Annotated in this window: 13 protein-coding genes; 9 read left to right on the forward strand and 4 right to left on the reverse strand. The window is 67.5% G+C overall.

What is annotated here, in order from left to right; translation table 11 throughout:
• Positions 1-37: 37 nt before the first annotated feature.
• From C3481_RS11745 to C3481_RS11770, 6 genes are all read left to right on the forward strand, one after another.
• Positions 38-946 (forward strand): CPBP family intramembrane glutamic endopeptidase, encoded by a 909-nt coding sequence (locus C3481_RS11745; RefSeq protein ID WP_103842451.1) that lies wholly within the window; start codon positions 38-40, stop codon positions 944-946.
• A gap of 251 nt (positions 947-1,197) precedes the next feature.
• Entirely contained in the window at positions 1,198-1,575 is a 378-nt protein-coding gene (locus C3481_RS11750) for a LysM peptidoglycan-binding domain-containing protein (RefSeq protein WP_103842453.1), read from the forward strand.
• Between the two features lie 20 nt (positions 1,576-1,595).
• Positions 1,596-1,823 carry an RNA-binding S4 domain-containing protein gene (locus C3481_RS11755; RefSeq protein WP_103842455.1) on the forward strand — a complete coding sequence of 76 codons (228 nt, stop codon included), beginning with the start codon at positions 1,596-1,598 and terminating at the stop codon, positions 1,821-1,823.
• A gap of 241 nt (positions 1,824-2,064) precedes the next feature.
• Positions 2,065-2,952: a phospholipid scramblase-related protein gene (locus tag C3481_RS11760; RefSeq protein ID WP_103842457.1), complete on the forward strand. Its 888-nt coding sequence runs from the start codon at positions 2,065-2,067 to the stop codon at positions 2,950-2,952.
• Positions 2,953-3,127: 175 nt separating this feature from the next.
• A complete protein-coding gene (locus tag C3481_RS11765) occupies positions 3,128-5,254 on the forward strand; it encodes a DUF262 domain-containing protein (protein WP_103842460.1) in 2,127 nt (708 codons plus the stop codon).
• A 75-nt stretch (positions 5,255-5,329) separates the two neighbouring features.
• Positions 5,330-6,973 (forward strand): ABC-F family ATP-binding cassette domain-containing protein, encoded by a 1,644-nt coding sequence (locus C3481_RS11770; protein WP_103842462.1) that lies wholly within the window; start codon positions 5,330-5,332, stop codon positions 6,971-6,973.
• A 38-nt stretch (positions 6,974-7,011) separates the two neighbouring features.
• Here the strand turns inward: C3481_RS11770 and C3481_RS11775 are convergent, their stop codons facing one another.
• Together C3481_RS11775 and C3481_RS11780 are read right to left on the reverse strand one after the other, a co-directional pair.
• On the reverse strand, positions 7,012-7,398 hold the full coding sequence (locus tag C3481_RS11775; RefSeq protein WP_103842464.1) for a GntR family transcriptional regulator: 387 nt from the start codon (positions 7,396-7,398) through the stop codon (positions 7,012-7,014).
• Positions 7,395-8,459: a hypothetical protein gene (locus tag C3481_RS11780; protein WP_103842466.1), complete on the reverse strand. Its 1,065-nt coding sequence runs from the start codon at positions 8,457-8,459 to the stop codon at positions 7,395-7,397. Before C3481_RS11780 ends, C3481_RS11775 begins: the two co-directional genes overlap by 4 nt.
• A 127-nt stretch (positions 8,460-8,586) precedes the next feature.
• On the opposite strand from C3481_RS11780, the gene C3481_RS11785 reads away from it, so the two are divergent.
• From C3481_RS11785 to C3481_RS11795, 3 genes are read left to right on the forward strand one after another with little or no spacing between them, the layout of a single operon-like run.
• The gene (locus tag C3481_RS11785; RefSeq protein ID WP_103842468.1) at positions 8,587-8,832 is read left to right on the forward strand and encodes a helix-turn-helix domain-containing protein; all 246 of its coding nucleotides are present in this window, start codon (positions 8,587-8,589) and stop codon (positions 8,830-8,832) included.
• Entirely contained in the window at positions 8,829-9,821 is a 993-nt protein-coding gene (locus C3481_RS11790; RefSeq protein ID WP_103842470.1) for an SRPBCC domain-containing protein, read from the forward strand. The genes C3481_RS11785 and C3481_RS11790 overlap by 4 nt, the downstream gene beginning before the upstream one ends.
• Before the next feature lie 34 nt (positions 9,822-9,855).
• On the forward strand, positions 9,856-10,323 hold the full coding sequence (locus C3481_RS11795) for a DUF805 domain-containing protein (RefSeq protein WP_103842472.1): 468 nt from the start codon (positions 9,856-9,858) through the stop codon (positions 10,321-10,323).
• On the opposite strand, the gene C3481_RS11800 is transcribed toward C3481_RS11795, so the two are convergent.
• Both C3481_RS11800 and C3481_RS11805 read right to left on the reverse strand, forming a co-directional pair.
• Positions 10,304-10,693, reverse strand: a complete 390-nt coding sequence (locus tag C3481_RS11800) for a hypothetical protein (RefSeq protein ID WP_103842474.1) — start codon at positions 10,691-10,693, stop codon at positions 10,304-10,306. The genes C3481_RS11795 and C3481_RS11800 overlap by 20 nt on opposite strands.
• Positions 10,694-10,798: 105 nt before the next feature.
• Positions 10,799-12,229: a carboxylesterase/lipase family protein gene (locus tag C3481_RS11805; RefSeq protein WP_103842476.1), complete on the reverse strand. Its 1,431-nt coding sequence runs from the start codon at positions 12,227-12,229 to the stop codon at positions 10,799-10,801.
• Between the last annotated feature and the right edge of the window lie 44 nt (positions 12,230-12,273).

A 12,273-nucleotide genomic window follows, 5' to 3' on the forward strand; every position in this document is an offset into this window, starting at 1 on the left:
CGATGCTCAGCCCAGGGCCGGCTTTTAGCTTTGCGACATGACCTCCTCACCGGCATCCAGCGCCGCACCTTCGGGCGACTTCGTTCATTCACCGGGCCAGCCCCGACTCGGTGTTGGTCCGGTCGGCATCATCGTGAGAGCAGTCGTCGCGGTCGCGATTCTGATGGCGGCGAACCTCGTGGCGGGGGTGATTCCCGCCGTTGTGGTTCTGATTCCGGGGGCGGCGGAGGTCTTCGGCGGTTCGTCCCCGTGGGGGTTCGCGCTGGCCGCAGTCGTGCAACTGTCGGTGCTCGGATTCGTCCTGCTCGTGCTGCGCATCTGGATGACCACGGTCGAGCGCGCAACCCTGCGAGCCGCAGGGTGGACCTGGCGACGCAGTTCGGGCCTGTGGCTTGCGCTCGGCATCGGAGTCTCCGCGCTCACCGTGGTCATCGTCTATGCAGCGCTTCCGGCGATCGGTCCCGTCCGGGACGACGAACTTCCCGCCGGGGAACAGGATGCCGTCCTCATCAGCGCACTGCTGATCATCTACTACCTCGGGCTCGCCTTCGTGCAGCAGTCACTGCCCGAGGAACTGCTGTTTCGCGGATGGCTGCTTTGGCGATTGCGCGACCGCCCCGTCTGGGCGATCACGGTGACCACGCTCGTCTTCACCGCCATCCACTTGGTGTCGCAGGGCGGACAGCGATCGGTCTCGGAGCACGTGCTGTACCTCGCGCTTCCGCTCGGGTTCTCCCTGCTCGCCGTCGGACTGCTGCTGTGGACCGGGTCGCTGTGGGCCGCCGTCGGCGTGCACGGTGGCTTCCACGTCGGCAACTACATCGCCGTGGCGGCGATGCCGGAAGTGGATGCCGTCAGCTCGTGGCTCGCGATCGGGGGAGTGCAGGCGGTCATCGGGATCGTGCTGACGGTCAGTGCGCTGAAGCGCGGAAAGGTCCTCGGCTGACGATCTTCGCGTTGGCATGAAAGACCGGAAGGCCGTTCTCGAGTCGGTGCGGAAAAGTGGAGTGTCCGATAGCCTCCTCAGCAATGAATAAACGCGAGGGAATTCTGCTGGGCGCCGCCGGGCTCGCGGTCGCCGGTCTTGTCGCATTGGCTATGCCGGCCGTTTCGGGGCTCGCTGATTCGATGAGCACGGACTCTGATTCGAACGTCCGGCCGCCAGCGTCGCCGTCTGTGAGTCCACCGTCGGACGCCGTGGCGGAGATCACCACACCGCTCGACGGTCAGGGCGGCACGGCCGGATACCAGGACATCGACGGCGGAGTCACCGTCCGCGCCAAAGGTCCGGGCGACTGCCCGACGTGGGCCATGATCAATCCCTACGACGCCTGGAATCCCGCGGCCCGGCTGGGCGGCACGATCTCCGACCTCGGTCCGACCGCCTACGCATCTGGCGAGGTCGGGCTGAACGATGAGGGCGAGATCTCGTCGTACACGGTGGCGTCCGGCGACACGGCGTGGGGCATCGGTGATCGCCTGTGCATCGACTACATCACCGTGATGGCGTACAACGGCAAGTTCATGCCCCCGGTGGAGATCCAGCCCGGCGACATCCTGATCCTGCGCCCGTAGTGCTCGGCTAGCATTTCCGCATGGCTGAAACTCCCCGCATCATCGACGTCTCGATCGGGAGCGACGGCATCCGCCTCGGACAGTTCATGAAGTTCGCGGGCCTGCTCGACTCGGGCGGCGACGTTAAGGAAGCCATCATCGACGGCTTCGTCACGGTCAATGGCGGGGTCGACCGCCGCCGTGGACGCCAGCTGCAGCACGACGACGTCGTCGTCTTCGACGGACGCGGGGCTCGGGTGCGTCCGTAGCACCGAGGCGCCGTCGCGAGGTTCGAGCGGGCGTTCTCCGGGGCGCGTGTGCCGCTGGCGGAGGGGGGCCACGTCCAAGGGCAGAATCGGTGGGGCTTCGTCCTTCTTACGCCCGACGGCAGATTCCAGGACAACGAAGAGCCATCACGATCGCGATGAGAACGTCGGCTCCGATAACGAAGCCGAGACTCATGAACGCACGCAGTGCGGCAGTTGCGAGGCCGGCAGTAGTCTCAGCTTCATGTCGCAGCATGCCGCCCCCGGTTGGTTCTCGGACCCGTTCGGACGTTATGAGCATCGGTATTGGGACGGCGCTCAGTGGACGGAGCACGTGGGGTCTCGTGGTCAACAGACGATCGATCCACCTGTGGTGATGCCGCCCGCCGTCGGCGCGCTTCAGGAGGTGCAGAGTCCCGCGCCGTTGCGCAGCAGCCAGACTCCAAACGACGCGAGAGTGCTCAAGCAGGTCCGGAGGCTCGGCATTTCGGAGCAGGCGCAAGGTGGCGGGGGGACCCTGTTCACCGAACGCGTGTTGGTTGTCAACCAGAAGGCCAAGCTGTTCGAGAGAAGAGCTGAGTACACCGTCTTCGATCGACACGGATGCAAGGTTGGCGGGGTGCGCGAGTTTGGGATCAGCATGGCTCGGCTAGCGGTCGGCCGCGAGAATGCGACGAAGCGGCTAGAGATCGTCGACGCAGACGGAACTCCGCGCCTCACATTGACGCGACCCGCCACGGTCTGGAAGTCGAAAGTCACGGTGATGCGTGCGGATGGCAATCTTGTTGGACACCTTGCCCAGGAGAGTCTCGGGGTCATGGCGTCGGTACTCGGGGGCAGGTTCAACGTTCGCTTTCGTATGGAAGCCGACGGCGCGACGCTCGGCTCTGTCAATGCGGAGGATTGGCGGGCCTGGGATTTCAGTATCCAGGACGCGGGAGGTTCCGAGATCGCACGTATTACCAAGACGTGGGCCGGATTCGGCAAAGAGGGGTTCACGAAAGCGGACAACTATGTTCTGCAGATCCACCGCGAACTGGTCGATCCGCTCCTGACCCTGGTTGTATCCGCCGCGCTCGTCGTTGACACCGTCTTGAAGCAGACCAGCGACGGACACCGTCGGTCGCGGTGACCCTCAGCCCCTCGCCGCTCGGCCACTGGCGGCTCGTCCGACGTGGCTACCTGCGTGCGCCTCGACACGGCATCAGTGAGGGATCATCACCCGTCCGCTTGCCGCCGAGCGGACGGCGGCGTGATGAATGGCTGTAGTGTGCGGCGGGAACGTCCGATGAGGGAGTATAGATTTCGTGGAGACTTTCAAGCGAACACCGCTGCAGCTGTTCAACTTGCCTCAGCACTTCCTTGTCCCTCTTTTTCAGCGGCCCTACGTTTGGCGCGAGGATGAACAGTGGATCCCGTTGTGGAATGACATCCGGCGCGTGACGGAGCTACGGATCAACGATCCGCGCTCCAACGCCACACACTTCATGGGCGCGGTCGTTCTCCAGGCGCACGACGCAAAGAGTAAGCGCATGACGACGTGGAACGTCATCGACGGTCAGCAGCGTCTGACAACGCTCCAGATTCTGGCCGACGCAGCTTGCGCTTTGCTCGCGGTGAGCGGACAGACCCGCCTCTCAGGACAACTTGAGCGGCTCACCCAGAACGACGACATCTATGTCGAAGAGCGCGACAGTCGCCTCAAGGTCCGTCATCATAACAAGGATCGTGCGGCCTTCGACGAGGTGATGACGGCCGATCCGCCGGTCGACCATGCCTACTTGACGCACGTGGATTCGCAGATCGTTCGCGCCCACGAGTACTTCTCGACGGCCGTCCAGCAATGGTTGGGTGCGCCCGACTCGGCTGAGTACCTGATCAAAGCGAAAGAGCTCACAACAGTTCTGCTCGACGGTCTGCAACTTGTCTCTATCGAGCTGGAAGCTTCCGAGAACTCACAGGAGATCTTCGAGACGCTGAATGCTCGCGGCACTCCGCTCACCGCCGCGGACCTAGTGCGAAACTTCGTCTTCCAGAAGCTCGAGGCTGACGGTGTCGACACACGCAGGGCCTACCGGGAGGACTGGCCGTTTGAGACCAAGTTTTGGATGGAAGAAGTGAGTGTTGGCCGCAACCTGGTGAGCCGTAGTTCTCTGTTCCTCAACCAGTGGCTCGTCGCGCGAACCGGCGAAGAGGTCAGCCCTCAGTCGACATTCACGAGGTTCAAGTCCTACGTCGAACATGAGTCCGGTCATGCGATGTCCGAACTCTTGCCAATCATCAAGATGCAGGCGCATCAGTACGAGTCGTGGACGGAAGCAGCGCGCCGTCCGGGAGGAAGCCTCACAGCCACTGAACTGGCCGTCTACCGTATGCAGGCGGCAGGCGTGGAGGTGCTTAAGCCGCTCCTCATATGGCTGCACGAGCCCGGCCGGGGCCTATCAGAGGACTCGGTGGGTCGAATCATCAATGCGGCGGAGAGTTGGGTATTTCGCCGGCAACTCCTGCGCCTGTCGGGCAGTGATCTCGGCCGCATCATCGCTGACGTCATTGCCGCGAACGCGAACGTGCCGGCGAGCGACCTCGCGGAGCGGGTTTCAGCCCATCTCGCGCGCCTCAACGTAACGAGTACCTATTGGCCCGGCGACGAAGAGGTCCGCCGCGCTTTGACCACCGAAGCAGCGTATACGCGGTTCCCGCGAGGTCGACTGCGCATGATGCTCGAGGCGGTTGAGGACCGCTACCGCGACGTTACCGGTCAGCCTCAAATCGAGCGCAAGGGTTACCCGATCGAACACCTGCTCCCAAGATCCTGGCGGGACACCTGGCCCGTCGACGCTCCTGACGAGGCCGAGGGGAGGCAGGCTCGGGTTCATCGCTTGGGTAACCTCACGCTCCTGACCAAGTCGCTCAACTCGAAGGTCTCGAACGGCGCCTGGCCCGTAAAGAGAGCCGCGCTACAAGACCACAACACGATCATTCTGACCGGCAGGGTGATCAAGCGCACTGAGATAGACGCGTGGAACGAAGAGCTGATCGATGAGCGCACTGCAGAGCTCATCGATACGTTGTTGCGGGTCTGGCCCGTCCCCGAAGGGCACCACGGCAAGGTCGCTGACCCTCAGAGCAAAGCGGGCGACTGGGTTGAGTTACGGCACTTGATCGCAGGGGGCTTCCTTGCGCCCGGCGACAGGCTATTCGCGACCCACCGCGACCATAAGGGTAGGCAAGCAATCATTACTGCGGACGGTGCAATCGACATCGACGGTAAGCGCTATACTTCTCCGTCGGCCGCGGGCTCCGCGCTCCAGGGAGGAGCGACGAACGGGTGGTACTTCTGGGCAGTCGCGGACGGTCGGAGATTGCGAGACGTCCGCACCGACTTCCAAAATTCGTCCGACGTCGACGAGCGCGTCGTAATGTCCGAGCCGTAGTCGAGACGCTTCCGCTCGACCTCGCTAGCGAAGTCTGAGGCGATAGCCCCTCCGCCCAGATGGAAGAATCGTCCGGTGACCGCAACTCTCGTCGCTCAGGGCCTCGCCGGCGGATACGGCCACCGCACACTCTTCGACGGTGTCGATCTCACCGTCAGTCCGGGCGACGTCGTCGGCGTCGTCGGGGCCAACGGTGCCGGCAAGTCGACGCTCCTCCGCATCCTCGCCGGGCGTGATGCGCCACAGGCGGGAACCGTGAGCCTTGCTCCGGCTGACGCGTTCGTCGGCTGGCTGCCGCAGGAGCACGAGCGCGTCGAGGGCGAGACCGTCGCCGCGTACATCGCCCGTCGCACCGGGTGTGCGGAGGCGACGGCGGAGATGGATGCCGCGGCATCCGACCTCGGCGATCCCTCGATCCCCGGCGCCGACGACCGGTATGCCACGGCCCTGGAACGCTGGCTCGCGAGCGGCGCCGCCGACCTCGACGAGCGCCTGCCGATCGTGCTCGCCGACCTCGGGCTCGAACTCGACTCCGACAGCATGCACATGACATCTCTTTCGGGCGGTCAAGCGGCGCGGGTCGGACTCGCGGCCCTGCTGCTCTCGCGCTTCGACATCGTGCTGCTCGACGAGCCCACGAACGACCTCGACCTCGACGGGCTCGAGCGCCTCGAAGCGTTCGTGCGCGGGCTGCGCGGGGGAGTCGTGCTGGTCAGCCACGACCGCGAGTTCCTCGCGCGCAGCGTCACGCGCGTGCTCGAGCTCGACCTGGCGCAGAACTCGCACCGCATCTACGGCGGCGGCTACGACGCCTACCTCGAAGAGCGGGCGACCGTGCGCCGTCACGCGCGCGAGAAGTACGACGAGTTCGCGGGCAAGAAGGCCGATCTCGTCGCGCGTGCCCGGGTGCAGCGGGAGTGGTCGAGCCAGGGCGTCCGCAACGCGATGAAGAAGAACCCCGACAACGACAAGATCCGGCGCAAAGCCGCCACGGAGTCGAGCGAGAAGCAGGCGCAGAAGGTGCGCCAGATGGAGAGCCGCATCGCCCGGCTCGAAGAAGTCGAGGAACCCCGCAAGGAGTGGCAGCTCGAATTCACGATCGGTGCTGCGCCGCGGTCGAGCTCCGTCGTCTCGACGCTTAACGGTGCTGTCGTCCGGCAGGGCTCGTTCACGCTCGGACCGGTCTCGCTGCAGGTCAACGCTGGCGACCGCATCGGCATCACCGGGCCCAACGGTGCCGGCAAGTCGACGCTGCTGCGCACCATCCTCGGTCGGCAGACTCCCGACGAGGGATCGGCGGGACTCGGGTCGAGCGTGAGCATCGGCGAGATCGATCAGGCGCGCTCGCTGCTCGTGGGCTCACGCCCGCTGGCCGACGCGTTCGAGGCGCTCGTGCCCGAGATGGCGTCCGGCGAGGTCCGGACGCTGCTCGCGAAGTTCGGCCTCAAAGCCGATCATGTGCTCCGCCCGGTGGACGAGCTGTCGCCGGGGGAGCGCACGCGTGCCGGCCTCGCGCTGTTGCAGGCTCGAGGCGTGAACGTCCTGGTGCTCGACGAGCCGACGAACCACCTCGACTTACCCGCGATCGAGCAGCTCGAACAGGCGATCGAGTCGTACGACGGCACGCTGCTGCTCGTCACCCACGACCGGCGGATGCTGGATGCCGTGAGCACGAACCGTCGCTGGCACGTCGAGGGCGGCCGCGTCACCGAGGCCTGATGCCCGCGCGCTCATCGGCCGCGTTCCCGCACCCTCCCTCAATCGGCCGGCGGCTGCTCGATCTGAGCGCCCCACTGCGCCCGCAGCACGCTCACGACATCGTCGATCCCCGCGCCCGTGCGCAGCGCCTCATCGGTCAGCTCGCGGATCCGCTTGAGCACGGGGCGGGGGAGTACCGCCGCCGATTCGGCGACGCGGGTTCCCGCGGCGGTGCGGGTGACGACGAGACCCTCCTGCTCGAGCAGCTTGTAGGCCTTCGCGACGGTGCCGGGCGCGACGCCGAGGTCGGCAGCGGTCTGACGGACGGTGGGGAGGCGTTCGTTGGCCGCGAGCATGCCCGACACGATGAGTCCGCGCAGCTGCAGGTAGATCTCGCGCGACGGGGTGCTCTCGTCAGTCGCGGAGAGAAATCGGGTGAGGGTCATCGGGCGTACCCGACATCCGTCCCCGACGACCCCGGCCCCGCAGATGCCGGGGCGGTTGCCGAGGCGTGATCGGCACGCGGCACGAGCGATCCGCCGACGACGAGAAGGATGCAGAGCGCCACGATCTCGATGATCGGTGCTGCGGCACCGGCGAGAGACGCAAGCTCGGCGTAGCGCCACGCGACGTCGTACGAGGTCGATGTGCCCGGACCGTCGATCAGGAGCGTCGTCGTCGAACCCGCGTTGCCGATGAGGCGCCACCCGCCCGCGAGGGCGAGCAGGCACGCGCCCGTCGTGAGCCACACGACCCCGCCCGCGGTGCGGCGGCGGGCTGCGCGTTCGATCGCGACGGTCTCGGGCCGGAGGAACGAGCGTGCCGCGTTGCGATCGAGGGCGCGCCAGGCGGCGATCACCAGCAGCACCAGCCCGACGAGGGCAGGCACGCCGTAGACCCAGCCGTAGAAGACGACGCGCAGCGGGTCGACATCCGCGGCGTTCGGGATCGGGATGACGAGCCAGAGCCAGTCGCCGGCATCGTCGGGCGACGACGCGAGCCCAGCCGCCACCGTGGTCCCCGCGAGCGCGAGGGCTGCGACCGTCACGGCGGAGAGGGCCACCGGTGAACTGAACGACACCCACGATCTGCGCACCGGTGGCGACACGGGCCGTTCGGGGGCGCCCGATCCGCGCGTGCGGACCAGGACGAGCGCGGTGACGACGCCCACCAGCGCGACGACGAGTGGTGTCGCGACGCGCCACCACGACGCGCCGGAGCCGTCCCAGATATAGCCGCGGAACAGGAACTCGAGAACGAAGCCGAGCGCGATGACGACCCCCGCGACGGCGAGGGCGATGTGCTCTCCCGCGTAGCGACGCCGAACCGCGGACCGGCGCGCACCGATGAGTCCGGCGCCGCGCTCGTCACCGCCGCTCGTGTTGGCCCGGATCGCGACGACGGTCGCGGCGGCCACGAGTCCGAGGACGAACGACATCGGAGGCCACGTCGCGATGGCCCCGGTGAGATCCAGGGGCCCGAAGCTCGCGAGAGAAGGGATGAGCATGCGTGATGCCTTTCGCTTGTACCTCGATGATGACACGAAATGTATCAGGACCATGACGCAAGAGGCGCACGGACCTGATGAGCAACCAAGGTTGACAAGATGACTACGAGCAACCTAGGTTGCTTACATGGAATCCACTCAGATCGCCGGCGTCGCCGCAGACACGCGTGATCCACGTGCGGGTCTCCGCGCCATCGCGTCGCTGCGCTCTCTCACCGAACGCCTCGAGCTGGCGCAGGTCGAGGCGGGCCTGCGGGCAGGCATGAGCTGGCAAGAGATCGCCGACGCGCTCGGCGTCTCGCGCCAGGCCGTGCACAAGAAGTACGCCAAACGGATCGATCCGACCATCGACATCCCGAGGAGAACCCGATGAGCAAGCTGACGGTCGCGACCGCGACGATGTACGACCTGTCCCTCGCCGGTGCGGAGGAGGCATCTCGACTCGGCGAGCAGAACGGTGACATCGACCACCTTCTGCTGGCCCTGACGATCAACGAGCAGGTCGCCGGCCAGGTTCTGCGCGCGCTCGGCGCCTCTCTCGAGCGCACGCGCGCGGCAGTCGAGCAGCAGCACGCCGATCAGCTCGCGTCACTCGGAGTGCAGGCCGCCATGCCCGGTCCCGGCCGCATCACGTATCACGAGCGAGGGGAGTTCGCGTGGAACGATCGCGCCCTCGACGTCCTCCGGCGTGCGGGTCAGGGGGGCAAGCGCGGTGATGCCGCCGCGGTCCTGCGCGAGCTGGTCGACGAGGGCAGCGGGCTCGTCGAGGCGATTCTCCAGCGCCTCGACACGAGCCCGCAGCAGGTGCGCGAGCTTCTCGATCAGGCGGAGCGCTACCCCGCGCTGCCGACTCGCGCCGCCGATAACGGCCGGTCGATCTCGAGCGCCGGTGCAGCGCACGTCACCGCTCCCGTCGCAGAGGTGTGGGCGCTGCTCAGCGATCCCGCACGGATGCCGGAATGGGATCTTGGTTTCGGCCGGGTCGACGACCTGCCTGCCACAGCCGCGCCGGGCACCGCATGGACCGCGTACGCACTCGAGACGGCGCCGAACGGCAAGCCGCAGCGCATCAACCCGGAGCGTCGACGCGCCCGCATCGAGCTGATCGAGAGCGAGCCCGCGACGGCGATCGAGTGGGTCACGACCTGGCCCGATTCGCCGACATCGAACAGGCGCCGGATGCGGATCGAACTCGAACCCGCCGCCGGCGGCACCCGCCTGCTGGTCCGTCAAGCGTGGGAACGCACCGCCTCGCGGCGAGGCCTCCCCCCGCTGCGGTGGGTCATGCGACCCCTGTACAGCTTCGCGATCTGGCTGCAGATCTCACAGATCGGTGCATCGATCGGTCGCGTGTTCCGGTAGACGCCCATGTGAGGGCGCCCCGTAGGCTCGGGGAATGACGAGTGAAGCGACACCCCGACCGAACCGTCTCACCGAGCCGCCGCTCACCCGGCCGTATGTCGGTGCCCCGCCGCTCGCGGCGCTGCGGCGGTGGATGCAGAACTACGCGACCTTCCGCGGACGCGCGAGCCGGTCGGAGTTCTGGTGGCCGATGCTCGTCATCGTGCTGTTCCCGATCGTGGTCCAGGTGCTCAACGGGTTCGCGACGGGCGACTGGCGGCCGATCGACACGCGCGTCGTGCAGGACCTCCCCGACGTCATCGTGCTCGTCTTCTCGCTGGCGACCCTGCTGCCGATGCTGGCCGTCACCTGGCGTCGTCTGCACGACACGAACCGCAGCGGCGTGTGGTTCTTCCTGATCTTCTTGCCGCTGATCGGCTGGATCGCGCTCGTGATCATGCTCTCGATCCGGGGCGAGCGTGGGGGAGCGCGCTTCGATCCCGTTACGAGCGACGAGCGATGAGCACGGCGATGACGGCGACCACCCCGATGACCGCGGCGATCCGTGCGGCCTTGCCGGTGCGCCGAGTGAGGCTGAGCGCCCCGTCGGCGATCTTGACGTTCTGATCGATCCGGGCGGTGGCGAAGCCGGCCGCGGCGTCGACGATCTTGTCCGCGACGTCGGGAACGGCGTCGGGAAGCGCGTCCTTCGCGGCATCCTGCGCCTTGTGGATGGCGCCCTTGCCGGCATCGGCGACACCGTGCACGACCCGCGATGCGGCGCGGGTGACGCCCGATGCGTTCTCGGATGCCTCCGGGACGGGCGTCTGCGCGTCGGCATCGTCGACGGCGGCGTCGTCGCCCGTGGCAGGTGAGGTGTTGGCGTCCGTCATGACGGCTCCGTTCGTCGGTGCGAGAGGTCCGGACGAAAACTCTCGCACCGCCGACGAATTACCGAGAGGGCCTAGCCGACACGGCAGATTTCGCGTATGCCCGGGTCAGCTCAGGGCGTCGATCACCTCTGCCCGGCGCTGCGGAAGGTCGCGGGTTGCGGCATCCCAGATGCGGGTCGTGCGCGACGGCGAGAATCGCGGCCAGCCGGGGTCGCCGCCGCGGATGAAGGCGACCCACGCCGCGTGCATGTCGCGCGCGAGGTCGGCGGGGGCGTCCGAGCCTGCTAGCAGCAGCGCCTCGGGGTCGCCGAGCCGGTCGAAGGCGAAGCCGATCTCGAGCGCGTGTGCGGCATCCAGACCCCGAACCGGGCTGCGCCAGGCGAACTCGTAGACGAACGTCGGTGCGGTGCGCGCACGAGCGACACGGGTCGCGGGGGCGCGCAGCATCCGGTCGGTGAGCAGCTGCCCCAGAACCTCACCGGGCGATGCGCCGGGGAATGAGCGTGCGACGGCCCGGGCCGCCCGCTCGGACACCCCCATCGCGCGGCGCGCCACCCATGCCTTCAGCCGCCCGATCCGGGCGATCGCGTCGGGGGTCAGCCACAGGCGGTACTCGTCGGTGTTGGTCCCGATCATGATGGGCAGGTCCGCCGACGTCAGCGCGTCCTCGGGCACCTCGGGCAGCGACTCCTCATCGAGGGCGAGGACGAATCCCGGCGCGCCGCGCAGCGGGCTCGAACCGGCCGAGGCCCGCGACCGCGCGCTCAGCAGATCGGCGGTGGACGTGGCGGCGAACGCTTCGCGGGTCGTCGGGATGCCGAGTTCGCGGGTGATCGCATCCGACGCCCGGCGCGCCTTGTCGGGTTCCGCAGCTTCGAGCGGACCCGACTGGATGATCGCTCCCGCGACCAGGGCGCGTGAACGGGGTTCGCTCACCAGCGCGGCGACCAGAGCGCCGCCGGCCGACTCGCCCATGAGTGTGATGCGCGCCGGATCGCCGCCGAAGGCCCGGATCTCGTCGCTGACCCAGCGCAAGGCCGCCGCGGCATCCCGCAGCCCGAGGTTGCGGGGAACGCCGTCGAGCACGCTGAATCCCTCCACGCCGAGGCGGTAGTTCGCCGAGACGAAGACGATGCCGTCTCGGGCGAACGTCGTGCCGTCGTAGATCGTCTGCGCGGCGGCGCCGCGTTCGAGAGCGCCGCCGTGCAGCCACAGCACGACGGGGGCGTCCGCCGCTCCCACCGGTGCCCACACGTTGACGGTGAGGTTGTCGTCGCCCTCGATCGTCGGGACGGTGAGCAGCTCGCCGAGGTCGCCCGGATACGGGGTCTGCGGGGCCGTGGGGCCGAACCGTGTCGCGTCGCGCTCGCCGTCCCAGGGGTCGACCGGCTCGGCGACCCGGAAGCGGCGCTCGCCGACGGGCGGTTTCGCGTACGGGATGCCGAGGTAGCGGTCGACCCCGTTCAGGCGCGAGCCTCGCAGTTCGCCGCCGCTGATGCTGACCCGCGCTTCGTCCGACACGACTTCCTCCGGCATCCCTGCTCCCTCCGTGTGCTCCCACCGTATGAGGCCCACTTATG

The sequence above is a fragment of the Microbacterium sp. Ru50 genome (genome assembly GCF_002920555.1).
Classification (GTDB): Bacteria; Actinomycetota; Actinomycetes; order Actinomycetales; family Microbacteriaceae; genus Microbacterium; species Microbacterium arborescens.